The following is a 17,889-nucleotide window of genomic DNA, read 5'->3' on the forward strand; positions in this document are numbered from 1 at the left end:
CCTATTTTCTGTATATAGTAAAAACCAACGCGTTATATTCGGTAGATGACACATTAATTTTGTATTTTGCATCTTCAAATGTTCTAAAGGGCAGGTTATACTCTACTGTCTTCTTGGGAGCAACATAGGCCAACATGGCATCTACAGTAGCCGGCTCAATCTTTTGCCGCATAATCGCTTCCGCTTCCTTCATTTGCATGGCATAATCGGCACCCTCGATCTCGAAATCGACCAGAATGACAAGCACGGCCTTGCCCTTGGGAGGATTCTCAGTAGAAGAATTAACCTGAAGCATAGAGCCTGTATCCGTATAATAAGTGAATCCGTTAGATGTCTTAGGAGTGCCCTTAGCGGGTGCGGAGCTGATCACAGGCGTCTTGCCATCCGTAGAAATATAAGCGGTGCTGACCCGCTGATCCCAGTTCACGCCTACGCCCAGTCCTTCGCTGACAAACTTCAGCGGCACGAACGTTCTGCCATTCTTCATCAGGGCGGCGGTATCCATCGTTTTCTTGGCGCCATCCAGCGTAAATTGCCGGTTCCCAATGACCAGCACCAGCTTCTTGCCATTGAGTTCCACCGTTACGGTGTTGGAAGCGGGAGTCCAGCCTACCTTCGCCCCCAGTGCTTCACTCACGAAACGGACCGGTACCTGCACCCGGTTCTGCTTATCGAGAAACGGCTGGGCATCCGGGAAGCTGATTTTGGAGCCGTCTACCACCACCCGGACAGACTGGGCGGCATGTGCCGATACAGGCAATAGCGAGATTAGCAGTAATAGGGCTGTAAGCCAGATTGTTATTTTTTTCATTTTTATATCCTCCTCAAATGGGGTTGTGACAAGATTTATCTTTACTCCTTCTACTGGCGCTGCAGAATTACCGGCTCTCCGTCTAACTCTATCTTAATTACAGGATCGTTGATCAGGGTGCCCATGAAGCCGAAGGCGTGCCAGGCTCCGCTTGCCAGTACAAGGTCTGAACTCTGCTTACGGCTGTATTGAGTCAAGAGCGGTTCCAGGTCTTTGCCTGTAAAGGGCACCACCTGCTCTGCTCCGTTACTGCTGTCCGAGACTGTAATCGAGCTAAGCTTAATCTCCTGACGCGAGCCTGCCAGATCCTCTGCATACAGATCGAGTCCAACTTCAAGTGAACGTTCATCCGATGCATCTGTAATCGCGGATAGGAAGGCATATTCATCCTCTTTGCCGCGCAGCTGGTTCATCGCAGCTTTAAATTTCTCATTCCCCGGCGTAGTTGGCGACAGAATCGCCATCAGATGCACACCCTGCGTCGAATAGCCGGTATAGATGACAGAGTCATTCAGCAGCGGCTGAACCTGTTCTTGCTGATCCAGCATCTCCTCCACTTCCGCATCGCTGAGCACGATGGACAGGATGCTCTGCAGCCCGCGAATCCGGTCAGAGGCCAGTACGGCGGCCATCAAATCATCAGAGTTTTGCTCCACCTTCTGCATATTGGCCTGAAGCTCTCCATACAGCTTCTCTTTCAGTGCAGTGCCTTCATGATCTCCGGCAGGCTTCACCTGATCATAGCTCTCCGTAACGGGACTATTCGTCTGCCATTTATACGAGGAGACACCCCAGCCGCCAACCTTCTGTTCCTGCAGCCATACCGTGAAGTAATGATCCTTCATTACATACTCCAGGACCCGGCTTCCATCGTCAGCCCCTTCATAGGTGTGGAATTCCTCCCCATACAGCCGGAGCACTTCTGCTTCCGCATCCCCTGCCTTAAGGCCTGCTGTTGTGGGGGATTCATCCGTCACATCAATCCTGTAGAGCCGCTCATGCTCATCAAAGGTAAAATCAGCTTGGTCCGTCATAACGGTACGGTGTCCCTGATTCCAATCGGCGGGATCACCGGCATTCTCAATTTCATTGCTGTCGTCCATGCCTTCAGCTTCCAATTGTTTGCGCACTTCATCCAAGGTCATTCCCAGTTGGAACATGCCATCTTCTCCATTCTTCTGCTCATCGGCAATGACCTTCTTAGCCGGGACTGCTGAAGGACTTGGAGCAGGGGTTTCGATTGCCTGACTCTGCGTGGCAGTCTGACCCGTTTCATGGGCTGGAGCCTTATCTGTCCGTGCGCAGCCTGTAATCATAAGTATTGTGCTGAGGCTGATGATCCAGAACATTTTTTTCATTTTGCCGTTGCCCCTTTCCGAGTGTTGCTGCTGCGCCTGCTTCACTTCTATGTCTGAACCATCACTTTCATGATGTCTGATATTCTGAAGTTATGTATAACAAGCATAGCCGCGCCGGAAGCCTATGCTTCCGGCCGCCTATACCTATATTCCGCCTGCTTCTATCTGCGAAGCTGGCTGGCAATATCACGATCGCTTTGCTCCTTGATCTCTGCTACCTTGTTCAATTGCATACTGATGCCATTCACACACTCGACCAGTTTGTCGAGCGACGGCTTCAACTGGTTAAATTCCTCAATGAAGGCCTTGGAGGATTCACCTTGCCACCATGCTTCAGCAGCTTTGATCTCACTATCCAGCTTGTTGATGATATCTTTAGCACTTTGGCCTTTAGCTTTAATGGAACTGGCTACACTTCTAGCCTGCTCAGGACTGAACACCTGTTTCACCATTCGATTCACCTCCCTTCGTGGAATCTATTGCCGTTACTTCTTCCTCGCAGCGGCTGCGGCCAGCGCGCGGCGGGCCTCTTCTTCCGCCTTCGCCTTCGCCCTGCGTTCATCGTCAGCCCGCTGGACAGCGCCCGCCAGGGCCTGCAGCTGATTCTGCAGCTCCCGCATCTGTCCAAGCAAACGGGTTACATCCCGGGTAATCTCCTGATACTCGCTGCGATAAGTATCCCCGGCTCCGCCCTTCCACCAGCTGCTGCTCTGAGCGGCACTGCTGTCATTCTTACTCTGCTCCCGGCGGATATCCTCCGCCGCACTGCTTACATTTCCTGACTGCCGGCGGATTTCTTGCGGCGTAGGCAACAAGCTCACCTCCTCAAATGGGTCCATTCGAAGGCCCTAAGTAGCCGTGCGGATACCCGAGTATTTATTCTTCATAATCAGGTAGCCATCCCCCGGCTCCAGCTCCTTCTCCTTCTCACCGTAAGGCAACCGGACGTTGAACAGATTCTGATCCTTCAGGCTGCCCAGCTGAAGTCCGCATTGTTCCTCGCGGATCGCCTTTCCGAGTCCGTCCCAGTTCCCGGCCAGCTCCGACGTGTTATCTCCAGCAATAACGGCAACCTTAAGCGCCCGTTCCTGCTTCACCATTCGTTCCAGCAATTCTTTCAAGGCATAGAGATCACCATTCGTGAACTCCGTAAGCCGGTCAATGACGAAGACGATACGCGGCCATGAGGTATACAGCTCTGCGGCTGCACCGCCGCTGCTCTTGACCTCCAGCAGGGAGCGGCGTCTGCCCTCAAGCTCATTCTTGATTTCCTCTGCAAAGGCATACATATCATCGACGGCTGCCAAATCCGTTACACCGGGCTGCCCCAGCACACTGTAGATTCCCATGCTCCCCGAATCAAGCGCATAGACGGCTGTCTTCCCAGACTGTCTCAGCAACTGTGTGACCCAGGATACCAGCAATGTACTTTTACCGGACATAGGATCTCCGGCTACCATGACGATAGGTGTTGTGTCCAGATCCAGGACGGCAGGCTGAAGGTCGTTATCTGATAGTCCAATCGCCAGCCGCCCTTCCGGCAGTGCACAAGCCTCATTCAGCTTACGGATATCAATGGAAGCCGGCATCACCGGAATCCGCGGCGCTTCCGTTAACAGCCCGGTGTCTGCCTGTTTACGCAGGTGAAGTATCCACTGCTCCACTCCTCCATGCTTCTGCTCTGGCAGGAGCGGCAATGCCGTCTGGAACTCCAGCGGAGGCTTGCTGCGCACAAGTCCCCGGCCGGCCGCGCGTGATGGCTCCAGGCCTTCCGTACGGCCGACAATCATTTCATATTCGCTTTTCTCTGTCATCTGCAGGCTGATGGCATTCTTGAAATTGATAGCGAATTTATAGCGTACAAGCGAAGCATTGGTAGCCGTAACCACCATGTAGATTCCATATTTGGTCCCTTCCCGCGCTAGCACCACCATCTGCTCATCCAATTCCTCATAGGTCTCCGATAAGGCGAAATAGTTGTCAATCACAAGCACCACTGACGCCAGCTTGCCGATCCTTGCCCGGTAATCGGCAAAGCCGTCCGCCCCGCTGTCTTCAAAAATCCGCTTGCGCTCATTCATGGTGCGGAACAGAAACTTAGTAAACTGGAGAATAGTCTTCTCCTGCTCCAGCGTCATCACACCCCCGCAATGGGGCAGCGCTTCAAGCGCTTTGAACGAAGAGCCTCCGCAATCCATCAAGTATAGATGTACGTCTTCCGGTGAATACCGGTAAGCCGCTGACAAACATAAGGTTCTCAGCAACACCGTTTTGCCCGTGCCCGGCGCACCGTAAATGAAGAGATTGCCCTCCCCGGCCAAATCAAGCATCAGCGCTTCCTGCCTTTGCCCGCGCGGGTCATCTACAAGACCAACAGGGATACTCAGCGTCTCCTGGACGGACGGCCAGCCGCCGGCTTCCTCCCAGCCCCCGCCAGCCTTATACAATTCCGCTAAATGTACCGATTCAGGCAGCGGAGGATGCCAGGGTCCGGGGAGCGGGTGAACGTCTGCGCTCCGGGCAGAAGCTGCCAGCGATTTGACCACGCTCTCCAGTTGGCTTGGCACCTCCATCTCAGGCAGCTTCTCTTCATCCAGCGGATAGATCTGCTCCTGTTTGCCGTTGAGCTGCAGCCGGTAAATGCGCTTGTGCCGGAGGTGATGCCTTTGCACGTTGCCAGGATCATACATCGCTCCAGAGTAAGCCGACTGGAACATCTCAAAGATCTCGTCATTCCCCACCTGGATAAACGCCCGCCCCGGCTCCTTGATCATGGCCGCATCCGGACGCTTAATAACATCCTTGCTGTCCGCTTCATCCTGGACCTTCAGGCAGATCTTGAATTTGGCATTGCTCCAGATCTGATCATCCACGATTCCTGCCGGCTTCTGCGTAGCCAGGATCAGATGCACCCCCAGGCTTCGGCCTACTCTCGCGGCACTGACCAGTTCCTTCATGAAGTCGGGCTGATCCTGCTTCAGCTCCGCGAATTCATCGGCGATCATGATCAGATGCGGGATAGGCGTCATGCCGCGTTCCATGCCTCCGTTATAATACAGCTTCTGATAGCGGTCGATATTGTTGACCCCTTGTTCAGCGAACAGCCGCTGGCGGCGCAGCAGCTCGCTTTTGATAGAGAGCAGAGCCCGGTTCGTCTCATTCCCGCCCAGGTTGGTAATCGTCCCCACCAGGTGCGGAAGCCCCCGGAATACATCGGCCATCCCGCCGCCTTTGTAGTCAATCAGGACAAAGACCAGGTCATGTGGATGATAGTGGATCGCCAGCGAAATAATCAGGCTCTGAAGCAGCTCGCTTTTGCCTGAACCCGTGGTCCCGGCAACCAGGCCGTGGGGGCCATGCCCGCTCTCATGCAGATCCAGACGAAATGCGGTTCCGCCTGCGCGTACACCGATAGGGACACCCATTCCCCTGAACGTCTTGTTGCGGCTCCAAATGGACGGGAAATCCAGTTCCTCCACGGTACGGACCCCCAGCATGTCCAGCAGTGTGACCGAAGCAGGAAGAGCAAACGCTGCTCCCGTAGACCGCAGACGCAGAGGGGCCAGCTTACGGGCCGACTGTTCAAGCGTTCTTGTATTCACCTGATCGGGCACGAAGGTCAGCTTGACTCCCGATATTTTGTCCGCGAGTTCAGCACTCTTACTGTTCATATGGATCACTACGCGGCTGTTCATCGGAAGATAGGCTTTATTGGCTGCAATGAACATCGAGGATACGCCAAGCCGGGAATTCCCGTTATAGAGATAATTGTAAATAGGTTCATTCTCCAGCAGCGAAGGATCTTCGATGATAAAGACATAATGCGGATGCAAACTCCCGGGCACCGTGCGCAGCTCCCGTTCTCTCAGAATCTCCTGTAATTCACCCAGTACAGGGTGAGCCATGGGCCTGCCGCAGAGCAAGTAACGGGTGGTGAAGTCTTCATTCCACACATGGGGCAGATGCTTCAGCCAGCTCCAATCTTCAACACGTTCTTCCGGCACCAGCAGCACGAGCTTCACATCATCGTATCCGTGATGCGTCACCAGCTGCAGGACCATTTGCTGCAGCAGATGCCGGGTTCGCTCTGCCTCTCCTGCGAGGCCGCAGATTTCAGCTTCCAGCAGGTTAACCGTAACCGGTGCATCAGGAACCTTGGCGAACTCCAGCGCCAGCCGGTGCGGCTCCATCAGCAGCGGGTCATTCTCCAGCACGACTGCCTGCTTGTTGTATACAATACGTAAGGCGGACGGCACACTGCCTACCCCCAGCCGCAAGGAGAGAAAATCCTGGTGAACCGGCGTCCGTTCCCACAGCTTGCTGTCATGCTGCTGAAGTCTATGCAGACAAGCTTCAGGCTCCGGGTTCATTTCGTGCAGCGCCTTGCTCTGCTGAGTCCGGGCCAGGGACAGCTCGGTACGGACATCGGCAATATATTGCAGATACTTCTGCTCCCGCTCCTTCTTCTGCCGGTTATACTTACGGATCTGCGACGCTGCACCCGTGAAGGAGAACAGAAGCGTGGTTACCGTCATGGCAATGGAGAGCATCATATACATAGACTGGGCTGTCAGTGCCAGCAGCACGGTAATGACGAGCATTACGGCAGGGGGCACCAGCAGGGCCATCCAGGCGATCTCCGGTTTAGCATACGCATGCGGAGGATTCGGAATTTCCAGTTCACCGCCAGGCATATCCGGCAAAAATCTGGGCTGGCGGCTGAATTCGTATACTTTTGCCATCTTCATCCCCCTTAACGGCTTCTGTCTGCCTCAAAGCGAACCGCTTGTCCGCCTGACATGGGCATGGTGTACCACAGCTCTTGATGTACGAAGAACAGTTGCCCGTCTGCCTTATGCACGCGGTCCGCACGCTCTCCATACATGCGCAGGCTCTCACCAGACTTCAGATCCAGCCTATAGATCGATCCGTCATTGCCCGCATTGCAGCAGTAGATGTAACCACCTTCGCTGATCATGCTGAGCGGAATCAGATCCGGGTAGGCTTCCTGCTCACCGGACAGCGGATCAAGCAGCGTCAAGGCATATCCGTTCGTCAAATCCGCATACAGGAGCCGCGCTCCGCAAGTTTGCAGATAAGCAGCGCCTCCCTCAGTCAGCCGGGCAGAGCGGTTACCCTCCAATGGACAACTGTAGATCCCTTGTGCGCAAGTATAATAGAGCTGTTCTCCCAAGATCGTATAGCACTGCACCACACTGTCCGTAAGGCGTTCGGGCTTGCGTCCATCCGGCAGACAGCGGTACAATCTTCCATCCTTTTCATTAATGTAAAACAGCCAGCCTGCTCTGAGCCTGATCTCACGGCAAGGCTCATGCAGCACCACCATAACCTCTTGCGTTCCCGTATCCACTCTAACCAGGGCATTGCCACGGCTCTGGTCACTGGCGAACAGCAACCCTCCCGCTTCATTCATGAACCAGAGAATTCCCGGCAGCCTTTCAGCTCCTCCTTCATCCCGGTTCAGTATGTAAGTTCCGGGTTCCGGTTCCAGCGTCCCGCATAGATCCGTTATGTAGAACACACCCGGAGTCTGTAAGAGGAGTCCGCCGCCTGCAATATTATCATTCATGCTGTCATTCCTCTCCTATCAGCGTCAGCAGCGCGCCGTGGCTGACACCCTCTTCCTCAAGTGAACGTGCGCTCTCCAGAATACGGCCCAGCGGCTCTGCCTGCAGTCTCCTTCTCTGCGGCTTCTTCAGCGCAAGCGGCTCCTCCAGCATCTCCAGCAGTTCAGATACCGGGATTTCCGAGGGCAGCTTCAGATCGGCTTCCACCGTTCCTGCCTTCAGCGTAACCATCACATATTCCATAAGAATCCTATCCTCCGTTCCCTAGTTCTTCACAGAGAGTACGGTCATCCGCTCGCCTGTCATGACGAAATCCACATCCTGCCCGGCTTTCCGGGCCAGCCGTAAATATCTGGTCTTGAACACATAAGGGACTTCCGCCAGGACATGCACTTCAGTGGTTTCCCGCCCATTCCATGCCTCAGGCTCATGTCTAAATTCAAGGGTTACCTGTATCGCCTGCTGCTCCCCTGCGAAGGTTAGCTGACCTCCATCGTTGCTTGTAAGCCCGGCTTTCATCGCTGCACCGAACGCTTCAGCGAAATACTCCGCGAAACGTTCTTCATCCACCTCCGCATCTAGCCCCCGCAGCTTCTCATAGACCAGACTCCGGTCCTTGGCAGAACGCAGCGCGTTATTAAGCGCCGTACTCAGCACAATCTGCTCGCGTGAAATATTGAACACTTCGGTCAGCGGTGCAATCAGGATGGACAGCATCACAGCGATCAGAATGGACACCGCGATTGTTCTCAAGTCCTTCAGTCCCCGCTTCTCATCTCAGTGAGTTAATCGAAATAATAGTCCAGATCCTTATAATGCTTCAGCCCGACTGAGGTTAGCGAAAAAAACACGGGAATCTCCGTGCGGATCTCTTCCCCCCATAGCTTAACGCTCAGCGGATAAACTGCGCGTACCGTGACCGTCACGGGCTCTCCCCGCTGGCGGTAGGGCTTCTCCAATTCGGTCGCATTGGCATAGACCGTCTCGTCATCGTTCCCGACGGCCCTGCCCTTATCTTCATTAAAGGCTTCGACCTCGATCTGATCCGGATGCTCCCGGTAGATCGGCCGCTCCTTCAGACGCTTCAGCGCATCATCATAATAGGATTGCTTGATGTAATTATCGCCGGCAGCAACCTGTGACAGGTTGAAGGTCTCGATGACCAGCGTCATGTACCATGGGAAGAAGAACACCAGATTGGTGAACACCATAATGCTGGCTGCCACCACAATCGCGACCAGAAAGGATTTTGCGACTCCCCGCATAGCCGGTGTACCTCCTTCGGATTACTGTGTGAATTTCTCAATCTGATTCATGAACAGTTTCCAAATATCACCGATCCAGGTTCCCAGATTGTCTTGCACAATTACGATAGCCGCACCGATTATGACAATTGCTGCTACAGTAATTGCAATCTGCTTCACCCCGATATCCCCGCGTTCTTCTGTCCAAAAGCTCTCTTGACTCTTCTTAGACTTAGCCACGTTCTGCGAATTCTTCTCCATATTATTCAACCTCCGAATGTAAAATTTATTGAAACATTTGCAGTGAACCTCTGACCAGGAACAGATAATAAATGGCAATGTACACGAACAAGATGATAATGAGTATCCATTGGATTCGTGCATTGCTGCGCTCACGCTGCAGCAGTTCCTTCTCCAGCGCTTCCACCCGGAATTGATTGACCTCATTCTTGAGGTACACCATCTGGGAGACATTGTCATAGCCTCTAAGGCGGGTCTCCATGATATCGCAGAACTTGATCACATAACGCATAGGAACCCGTTTCTTAAGCTGCTTCAGCGCATATTCCTCGCCGTATTCAATATTGTCCAGCATCACACCCAGCTCTTCGGCCATATCCTGGCCCGCATGGGGAAGGTAATCACGAATCACATCCGCCAGATAGATATTGATGGATTTGGAGTACTGGTAGTAGACCATGCTGTAAAAGGCAGGGAAATCAAGCGAGATATTGCGGTTCTTCTTCTCGATCTGTTCTTCAAGGCTCTTCACCGGATAGATCCAGCCCAGCAGAATGAAGATGGCGGTCACACAGCCGAGCAGCCGGTTGGCACTGCCCAGCACAAGGGTCAGCAGCATTCCGCCCGAGGCATAGAGCAATTGATTCAACCGAATCTCCTCCGGCCGGACCAGCAGCTCCAGCCGGTCTATCATCTTGCGGAAGCGGATGCGGTCAGCTGTGCCCACAAAGCCTGTCATATATTTCAGGGCAAAGTTCTTTTTGTACAATGCTACCCGCTGCTTCAGCTGCGTGCTTTTTCGTTCGTTCATGAACCGGCGTGCGCGCTTCTTCTTTCGTCCGCTGACCGGCTTCAGCATGGGCAGGAGAAACAGCTTAATCAAATACAGAATGGACGTTAAGGCACACACCTTGGCGATAAAGATCATTTACGGTCACTTCCTCCCCCAAGGTTACCCTGGAGCGCCTGGGTACGGGCGAAGCTCAGACAGATCACACAGATCATCATGGTGTTAATCAGCTTCCCGGCCTGTGTGTACAGCATGAACTCGCGAAATCCGTCAATGGACAGGGCGTAGATGAAGAACAGCAGTACGATGACGGTTTTCATCAGGAAATCACGGTTCATTTTGCGGAAAATCGTCTCCTTACGCGCATTGATCTCCCTCAGCACCGCATTCTCATCTACAATATCCAGGAAGATGTCGGCCATTCCCTTGCGTTCGTTATATTCAAACACAATCGCTTTCTTGGTAAAATCATCGAACTTAGGACCGAGCTGGCGGTTCAGCAGGGTGATGGCCTGCCTGAAGCTGTATCCGTTATTCTCGCAGTTATCTATGAACTGCCGGAGATAGACCCGGATGTTAGGGCTGATGTATTCATCACTCTCCATCACCTTCTTGATCGCGACCAGCACGCCGTCCCGTGCCAGCGGACAGATCAGATCCTCTGCGTCCATAATATTTTCGATATCCTGGGCCCGTATAATCTTGGACTGCATCACGAACCAGGTCATCAGGCCGACAAAAATGGAGATGGTTACGACTACCGACAACGTTACGCTATTCATGAAGAACACAATGACCACGGCTACCAGCGCGAAAGAAATGCAGAGCAGAGAAGTGAAGCTCTCCAGGGTAACCGGGAGGTTGAAATCCAGAATCAGTCCTTCCACCAGCCGATTGTATTTCGCGATCGGGCTCTCCTTCCGCTTGACGATACGCTCCCGCTTAATCCGGGCAACGTAACGCTTGGTATTGTATTTACCAAGATGGTCAGCTACCGTATCCAGCAGATCTAACAGGCGGTGAAGAGAGCCCTCGAAGAAGCGGACCTGGAAGATCGTATTGAACAGCACGAAGGCCGCAGCGCCGAGCAGCAGACTAGTGAGTAAGTTCACATTCATCGAATGCATAACCCTCCGTTTCGTCCTCGAGGGGCTCCCGGGTGAGGAATTCAAACCGGCTGCGCTTAATGCCGGCCTTGAGCATAGATTCCTGGGCACGCAGGGATAGCTTGCCCACCCGCTTGTGCCGCCCGATAATTTGGACCACCCTTGTGCCGCCCGCCTCCTCCACCACATCATCATAGATGAACTTATAAATCGGATTGATCAGCGGCTTCAACCCTTCTGACCCCAGAATCTCAGATATCGAAGTGACCTTGCGGGTTCCGTCAGCCAGCTTCTCCTGGTAGATTACGAATTTGACTGCACTGCAGATGTTGCGCAAGGCAAGCTCAGCCGGTTCATTGGACACCATCAAATAGGCAGTCAGGAAGCGGTAGATCGCCTCCTCATCCCCTTCGGCATGAAGTGTGGTGAAGAAGTAATGCCCCGTCTGTGCCGCCCGCAGCGCAGTCGCGAATTCACCCGGGGTCCGCAGCTCGCCCGGTCCGATCCAATGCGGAGACTGCCGCATCGCATTAATCAGCAGGTTCTCCATCGTAGCCGGACTGGCATCATCCTCTTCAGGCACGGATTCGTACTGCAGCACATCATTGATGATGGGGCCGAATTCTCCCCCTTCCCGGCGGTGCAGCCGCATCTCGGAAGGATTCTCAATCGTTATGATCCGGGAGAGCGGATGAATCTGCTTCACTAACACCTCATTCAGCGTCGTTTTACCGCTGCCGGTTGGCCCTACAGTAATCCATGACTGATCTGCCTTGGGAATCAGAGAGAGCAGCCGAAACATATTGACAGAGAAGCTTTGTTCATGAATCATCATGGCGGGAGTAAGACTTTTTTTGCTGAATTTACGGATGACAAAAGCAGGCAGCTCATAGGGCGAGATTTCCGCATGTGTGGCATTCACCCGGTACCCTTCCACCGTCCGGGCATTCACCATCGGAACCTTCGGTGTTAGGCGCATCTTGGACACTCCAATTAACTTCGATATGATACGCTCCATATGTTCGCGGTCTGTGAAATGCTGGTCCCAGCGCAGCGTTTTACCGCCGGTCTCCACGAAGATCTGTTCCGGCCCGTTGGCCCGGATCTCGTCAATTTGCGGGTCCTCCATGGCCTCGGTTATCGGGCCATAATGCGTGATTTCGTTAATCAGCGCATTCTTTAAAGACTGCAAACCGCCATACCCCTCCACACTAGGCTTCTGGGAATCGACGAACTCCATAATATACCCCTGGGTCATTTCCCGTTTGCGGATCGGGTCTCTCTCCCGGCGGAAGGCATTCGTTGCTGCCTTGCTAATGTATTTCTGGCATAATTCCAGCGCTTCCTCGAAGCTGATGGTGGTGTATTTATTTTTGAGTGCATCCATATCTTCCTCTTGCGTGCTGTGGTGCGAGAACTTCTGCTGCATTTCACTTACTTTTGCCCGGGTTAGCAAGGCTCAGGCCTCCTTCACTGATTAATAATGGAATCCCGCAAACGGTTCATTTCCTTCATGAATGCCTTATTTTGCAGCGGATGATCTTTAACATATAGCTTGCCGTCCTGGGTGTACGCCGTTGCGGCCTTCACGAAGGGCAGCGCTGCTGCGATCTGAAAGCCCATCTGCTTAAACACCTTATAGTCCAGCCCGATCTCATGCAGGTTCATCATAATCACACTGGTGAACTTGGCTGTGCTGATGCCAATGGAAGCGGCAAAGTCCAGCAGCTTGGTCATATTGCCCGGCGCCTCGATCCGCTCGGCTGCTGTAAAATATCCGATATGGCAGTGCTTCATCGCCCCCGTGCAGAATTCGAGTGGAGGATTATATGGAATGTCCAGCAGGATAATATCGAACATTCCCTTAAGTGTGGCTAATACCTGTTCAATATGCGCGAAACCAAATTCGAAGTATTCCTCCAGCAGATCATAGGGACTGGGGGAGAGCAGATACAGGTTCTCTTCTGAAGTAGAAGCAATATCTTCACGCATATCCGCTTTATCGCTTTTGAGCACCCGGATCAGCCCTTTTCCTCTGGCGGGAGGGTCTACACCAAACAGATAGTAGAGGTTCGGATTGAACACTTTAAAATCCACGATGCAGGTGTTGAAGCCTTGCTGCGCCAGCAGATAGCCTAAATTGCCGATCAGCATGGCCTGATCTGTCCCTTCACAGGCCGGCAAGAAACCAATAACACTATAGATCAGCGGGCTGTCCCGAAACTCGGCTCCGACCAGCTCCTTGGAGGATATCTTGCGGAAGATGCTCTCCAGTTTTTTTACTTCTTTTCGATCCATGATTCCACCTCATTTTGCAGTGTAGGCAGCTCATCCATAATTACCGTGCTGCCGCTTCTGCTGAGCATCGTAATCAGAAAGCTTTTGCTGTCCAGGCTTTTGTATTTGGCATACTTGTTAATCTCCTCACCTGAGCCTTCCAGCAGCAGAGCCTTGGGCTGAATGCTCTTCAGGAAATCGTCGCTGCGCATAACCTCCTGCCGCTTGTCCTCGCTCAGCTTCAGCACTTCCTTGTATACCTCATAGATCGAATGACTGTTCGCGTTGAGCATATCCTTGATGACGATACTGTCGAACAGAATCTCGGTCTTCGTAACGGAGGACTGTGAGGGGTTGAATACGGCATTGGGATTGCCTCCTGCACCGGAAGCTGCAGCTTCTTCCACATTGTAAGACACCCGGATACGGACACGGTCTCCCGGCATCAGAATGTCTCCGCCAGCCTCAAGGAAGTTGTAGGGCAGGGTGAGGACTTCCTGCTTCTCACCCAGCTTATACAGCCATTCATTCTTGACCGGCTTCTCATCCAGCAGCTGATCCTCATACAGCACACTATTATCCCGAATATAATATTTCGTGAACTTGCCCAGTACTTCAGGGAGCTTGTCCGCCAGCACCATATCGGATGTATACTCTGTGCGGATAATGTTATAGGTCTCCACTTGCTTCTCTGTCAGCACCGTAAAGGCGGGCAGCCCTCCCTTTTCTGTGAGCCGCAGCACCTCTACCGTATCACGGGCATCCTGGCTGGCGTTGGTGATGACTATGTATGAAACGACAATGACGATCAGACTGAACAGTACTGCAACTATTCGTTTCAACAGGTTCCGGTTGGGAGCCACATTTTTTACACCTCTGATATCCATCTACCCCGAACCCTCCATCAATCTAAGAAGTATGGTGCCGAACGCCCGCTCGAACGCCGGTCCGCTGTTCACAATCGGGATATCACTTTCGATCTGCTGGTCAAATTCGGCACTGGCAGGCACGTAGCCGGCCAGTGCCGGTTCGTACCGGAAGCTGTCACTGAGGCCCGAGCCGAGCAGCTCACCGACCTTCTCCGGGGTAAACAGGTCACCGTGATAACGGAAGCTGTGATTATAGCGGGTGACAATCACTTTGGTCTTGGCATTGAGATAGGCGGCAGAATCCCGTTCAAGCACTAATTCAATATTCCGCAGGGTGCTTAGCACCGAATACAGGTTGTTAGGAACACACAGTCCGAAGGTATCCATATGAATCAGCGCACTCTCCATCTGCCGCATGGCATCCAGGGGAAGATCGAGTACGACAAGGTTGAAGTTATTCCGCAGAGCCGATAACAATCCGGCCAGCTTCTCGCTGGTGTAGAATTGCTGAATCGCCCGCTTGTCCTGGAATCCGTAGCTGAGTGTAGTCATCCACAGATTCCCCTGAACAGGAAAAGCATTGGTCCTGTAATCCTGCGGCTTCGCCAGCATCCGGATCAAAGAACTCCCCAGATGCTCATCCTTGTGCGCCTGTTCATCAAATCCGCTGAAATACAAGTTAATCCCTCTGTATTCAGTATCCATATCCACAAGAATAGTGTTCAGTCCGCGTTTTGCAGCTTCTGCCGCCAGATTGACCGCGGTGCTCGTCAGCCCGCTGCCCCGGTGTCCGGTCACCGCCACGACCCGGCTCATCCCCCGGCTGATGTTCGCCAGCTCCCGGGAGAGCGGGTCAGTGGACTGGATCGCTTCTGCATCCTTCCCTTTGGAACGGAACCTGTCCAGAAAAGAACGCTTCTTGCCCTTCAGCTCACCCGGTTCACTCTCCCGGGCTGGCGTGAAGCGCATTTCTAGGCTGCCTGATCCTAACCCATTATTCCTCTGACGATCTGCAAGCTGTGCCAAAGCCTGCTTCACCAATGCGATTGGCAGCCTGGGCGTATGATATTCAAGAACGCTGAGCCCCAGATATTGTCTTGCAAGCGATGACCAGGCTTCTCTCTGACCCGGGTCTCTCGTTAATATAATTACCGGAGTGTCTTCCCGTGCCTGGGATAGATGCTCTAACAAAGTATGAACAGACTCCTTGTCAGCAGCCAGTCCGTCCGGCAATCCTTCGTCTGTAATCACAACAGCTTCCGGTCCGGGAAGGGTGGAATTCTGCAATAATCCGGCGGCTTCCCGGACCCGCAGGCTCCCGTCATTCATCGTGGTCCACGGATCTGCGATATGGGCAGTGATGTACCCGTGAGCTGTACCTGCGAGTAGAAGTACCCTCATTTTCAATCCTCTTTCATTGTGAATTTGCCTGGTATAGAACCCCGGCCTTCAGCCTTGACACAATACGGCACATCATGAGAACATTTTCCATAAAACGACTAATAGTGCAGAGCACAAAACCCAGCACAGCACACAGAATCCGAGGCGGTGTCCTATATGAAACTCCTATTGTTATCCAGCCTTATGCTAATACTGATCTTATGTAGCTTAAGTGATATCCGCCGGCGCAAGATTCCCAATATGCTGACAGCCTTAATTCTGGGAGTGGGCATTCTTCATATGATCCTGTACGGGTCTCTGCTGAACTCGCTTAACGGTTTGCTTCTTCCCGCCGCCCCCCTTCTTCTCTTGCGCAGGTACTCCCGTTCGATTGGAGCAGGAGACATTAAGCTAATCTCGGCTGTAGGGGTATGGCTGGGAGGACTCCTCAATCTGGCCCTGTTCGGTGCGGCTTGTCTGTTATGTGCTGCGGTTCTGCTCTTGAAGCGGACCTACCGGCAGGAGTTTCCCGGCTCCGTGCCCTTCGCTCCTTTTCTTACTGTTCCAGTCATTCTGACCGTGTTAATTATGTATTAACTTGATTTGATTTAGCTTTTTTCAATTGGTAATATTTCCTTCTGTTTTTAATTAATCCAATGGCAGGTGATTTGAAACAGGCCCTATTACCCAAATTAAGGTGCAAATGCGAAATATTATACAGACCTATAGACAGCATAATTTTCCGGCGAACCGCTTATTATGATGTAGATCAATCGAACTAAACGTTCGTCCTAACGAAAAAGAGCGTTCCACAGTCTCTATCGGCTGTGAAACGCTCTTTATTTGTAAATAAACACTTTATGCTTGTGCCGCCCGCTGCCCGATCGTCCGTCCTACCTGCTCCAGGATCGCAGACACCGAAGCCGGGTCCTTCACATCATACTCGTCAATGTTCAGGCGCAGCACCGGGCAGGCGCTGAATTCGTTGATCCACTGGGAATACCTGCCGTGCATATGCTCCCAGTAGGAGACGTCAGTCTGGATTTCCATCTCGCGCCCGCGCTCATTGATCCGGGTCAGGATCGAAGGCAGGCTGCCTTCAATATAGATCAGCACATCGGGATGCGGGAAGTATGGCGTCATCACCATAGCCTCGTAGAGGCTGGTATAGGTTGCGTAATCTGTCGGGGACATGGTGCCTTGGTCGGCGTGCATTTTTGCGAAAATCCCGGTGTCTTCATAAATCGAACGGTCCTGCACGAACCCGCCGCCCAGCTCGAACATCTTCTTCTGCTCCTTGAAGCGTTCCGCCAGGAAATAGATCTGCAGGTGGAAGCTCCACCGCTCAAAATCGTGGTAGAACTTCTCCAGGTACGGGTTATGATCCACCTGCTCCAGCGAGGTCTGGAAATTCAGGCGCTGCGCGAGTGCTGCGGTCAGCGTCGACTTGCCGACGCCTACGGTACCGGCTACCGTGATAATTGCATTGTCCGGGATGTTGTAACTATTCATTTCATAAGCTCCTTTACTTGCTGCGTGATGGCGGTGAAATCTTCGGGATTCTCCACGAAATCCACCTGATTTCCGTCGATGGTGACGATTACGGTGGACGGTTCGCGGCGGGCCAGTGAGGCCATCGCATCGTCATAATCCTCAATTAACTGCTGGAGGTAGGCAGGGGCAATGATCTCTTCGAAAGTACGCGCACGCTTGGCAATCCGGGCCAGCAGCGTATCCAGATCCGCCCGGATATACAGAATGATGTTCGGTTTGGGGAAATCATCGGTCAGAATATGATAGATCTCCCGGTATTTGTCCCGTTTCGATCCCTTCAGCGTCCGTTCCCCGAAGATCAGATTCTTGTAGATATGATAATCCGAAATGACCGGCTTCCCTTGATCTATGTACTGCACAGTCGTGTCTTCCAGCTGCTTGAACCGGTTGCAGAGGAAGAACATCTCAAGCTGGAAGCTCCAGTCGTCCATATTCTGATAGAACTTGTCCAGAAACGGATTCTCGTCGACAATTTCTTTAATGACCGGAAGCTGCAATTCACTGGCGAGCATGGTGGCGAGGGTGGTTTTACCGGCTCCAATCGGGCCTTCCACGGCTATAAAAGGTGCATGTTTCATTAACGCTAATTTCCTCCTCAAGTACGGACAATTCCAAAAAACAGACTAAATTATTGTACCACAGGAGCGCCGCCAAGAACGGTTAATTTTCAAA

Annotated in this window: 19 protein-coding genes; 1 reads left to right on the forward strand and 18 read right to left on the reverse strand. The window is 52.7% G+C overall.

Annotated elements, in window-relative coordinates; genetic code table 11:
* Position 1 precedes the first annotated feature (1 nt).
* The 16 genes from MKX42_RS23010 to MKX42_RS23085 form a co-directional block, all read right to left on the reverse strand.
* The gene (locus MKX42_RS23010; RefSeq protein ID WP_340754889.1) at positions 2 to 811 is read right to left on the reverse strand and encodes a copper amine oxidase N-terminal domain-containing protein; all 810 of its coding nucleotides are present in this window, start codon (positions 809 to 811) and stop codon (positions 2 to 4) included.
* A gap of 50 nt (positions 812 to 861) precedes the next feature.
* On the reverse strand, positions 862 to 2,169 hold the full coding sequence (locus MKX42_RS23015; RefSeq protein WP_340754891.1) for a hypothetical protein: 1,308 nt from the start codon (positions 2,167 to 2,169) through the stop codon (positions 862 to 864).
* A gap of 161 nt (positions 2,170 to 2,330) precedes the next feature.
* A complete protein-coding gene (locus tag MKX42_RS23020) occupies positions 2,331 to 2,621 on the reverse strand; it encodes a WXG100 family type VII secretion target (RefSeq protein WP_036702412.1) in 291 nt (96 codons plus the stop codon).
* 33 nt (positions 2,622 to 2,654) lie between these two features.
* Positions 2,655 to 2,981 (reverse strand): WXG100 family type VII secretion target, encoded by a 327-nt coding sequence (locus tag MKX42_RS23025; RefSeq protein WP_340754893.1) that lies wholly within the window; start codon positions 2,979 to 2,981, stop codon positions 2,655 to 2,657.
* A gap of 36 nt (positions 2,982 to 3,017) precedes the next feature.
* Positions 3,018 to 6,911, reverse strand: coding sequence for a type VII secretion protein EssC (gene essC / locus MKX42_RS23030; protein WP_340754895.1), 3,894 nt, complete (start codon positions 6,909 to 6,911; stop codon positions 3,018 to 3,020).
* Positions 6,912 to 6,922: 11 nt separating this feature from the next.
* Positions 6,923 to 7,759 (reverse strand): DUF5050 domain-containing protein, encoded by an 837-nt coding sequence (locus tag MKX42_RS23035; RefSeq protein ID WP_340754897.1) that lies wholly within the window; start codon positions 7,757 to 7,759, stop codon positions 6,923 to 6,925.
* A gap of 4 nt (positions 7,760 to 7,763) precedes the next feature.
* Positions 7,764 to 8,000, reverse strand: a complete 237-nt coding sequence (locus tag MKX42_RS23040; RefSeq protein WP_340754900.1) for an EsaB/YukD family protein — start codon at positions 7,998 to 8,000, stop codon at positions 7,764 to 7,766.
* Between the two features lie 21 nt (positions 8,001 to 8,021).
* Entirely contained in the window at positions 8,022 to 8,510 is a 489-nt protein-coding gene (locus MKX42_RS23045) for a hypothetical protein (protein ID WP_340754902.1), read from the reverse strand.
* A gap of 32 nt (positions 8,511 to 8,542) precedes the next feature.
* Entirely contained in the window at positions 8,543 to 9,022 is a 480-nt protein-coding gene (locus MKX42_RS23050; protein WP_340754904.1) for a hypothetical protein, read from the reverse strand.
* A 21-nt stretch (positions 9,023 to 9,043) separates the two neighbouring features.
* Positions 9,044 to 9,262, reverse strand: a complete 219-nt coding sequence (locus tag MKX42_RS23055) for a hypothetical protein (RefSeq protein WP_340754906.1) — start codon at positions 9,260 to 9,262, stop codon at positions 9,044 to 9,046.
* Positions 9,263 to 9,287: 25 nt separating this feature from the next.
* Positions 9,288 to 10,169 carry a hypothetical protein gene (locus MKX42_RS23060; RefSeq protein ID WP_340754908.1) on the reverse strand — a complete coding sequence of 294 codons (882 nt, stop codon included), beginning with the start codon at positions 10,167 to 10,169 and terminating at the stop codon, positions 9,288 to 9,290.
* On the reverse strand, positions 10,166 to 11,149 hold the full coding sequence (locus MKX42_RS23065) for a hypothetical protein (protein ID WP_340754910.1): 984 nt from the start codon (positions 11,147 to 11,149) through the stop codon (positions 10,166 to 10,168). The genes MKX42_RS23060 and MKX42_RS23065 overlap by 4 nt, the downstream gene beginning before the upstream one ends.
* Positions 11,127 to 12,593, reverse strand: coding sequence for an ATPase, T2SS/T4P/T4SS family (locus MKX42_RS23070; RefSeq protein ID WP_340754911.1), 1,467 nt, complete (start codon positions 12,591 to 12,593; stop codon positions 11,127 to 11,129). Before MKX42_RS23070 ends, MKX42_RS23065 begins: the two co-directional genes overlap by 23 nt.
* A gap of 14 nt (positions 12,594 to 12,607) precedes the next feature.
* A complete protein-coding gene (locus MKX42_RS23075; protein WP_340754912.1) occupies positions 12,608 to 13,435 on the reverse strand; it encodes a hypothetical protein in 828 nt (275 codons plus the stop codon).
* Positions 13,417 to 14,301: a hypothetical protein gene (locus MKX42_RS23080; RefSeq protein ID WP_340754914.1), complete on the reverse strand. Its 885-nt coding sequence runs from the start codon at positions 14,299 to 14,301 to the stop codon at positions 13,417 to 13,419. The genes MKX42_RS23075 and MKX42_RS23080 overlap by 19 nt, the downstream gene beginning before the upstream one ends.
* On the reverse strand, positions 14,302 to 15,684 hold the full coding sequence (locus tag MKX42_RS23085; RefSeq protein ID WP_340754915.1) for a hypothetical protein: 1,383 nt from the start codon (positions 15,682 to 15,684) through the stop codon (positions 14,302 to 14,304).
* A 156-nt stretch (positions 15,685 to 15,840) separates the two neighbouring features.
* Here MKX42_RS23085 and MKX42_RS23090 point away from each other — a divergent pair, with 156 nt between their 5' ends.
* Positions 15,841 to 16,260 carry a prepilin peptidase gene (locus tag MKX42_RS23090; protein ID WP_340754916.1) on the forward strand — a complete coding sequence of 140 codons (420 nt, stop codon included), beginning with the start codon at positions 15,841 to 15,843 and terminating at the stop codon, positions 16,258 to 16,260.
* Positions 16,261 to 16,521: 261 nt separating this feature from the next.
* Here the strand turns inward: MKX42_RS23090 and MKX42_RS23095 are convergent, their stop codons facing one another.
* A complete protein-coding gene (locus MKX42_RS23095) occupies positions 16,522 to 17,175 on the reverse strand; it encodes a deoxynucleoside kinase (RefSeq protein ID WP_340754917.1) in 654 nt (217 codons plus the stop codon).
* Positions 17,172 to 17,795 (reverse strand): deoxynucleoside kinase, encoded by a 624-nt coding sequence (locus tag MKX42_RS23100; protein WP_340754919.1) that lies wholly within the window; start codon positions 17,793 to 17,795, stop codon positions 17,172 to 17,174. The genes MKX42_RS23095 and MKX42_RS23100 overlap by 4 nt, the downstream gene beginning before the upstream one ends.
* Positions 17,796 to 17,889 lie beyond the last annotated feature (94 nt).

It is taken from the genome of Paenibacillus sp. FSL R7-0204 (assembly GCF_038002225.1).
Classification (GTDB): Bacteria; Bacillota; Bacilli; order Paenibacillales; family Paenibacillaceae; genus Paenibacillus_AQ.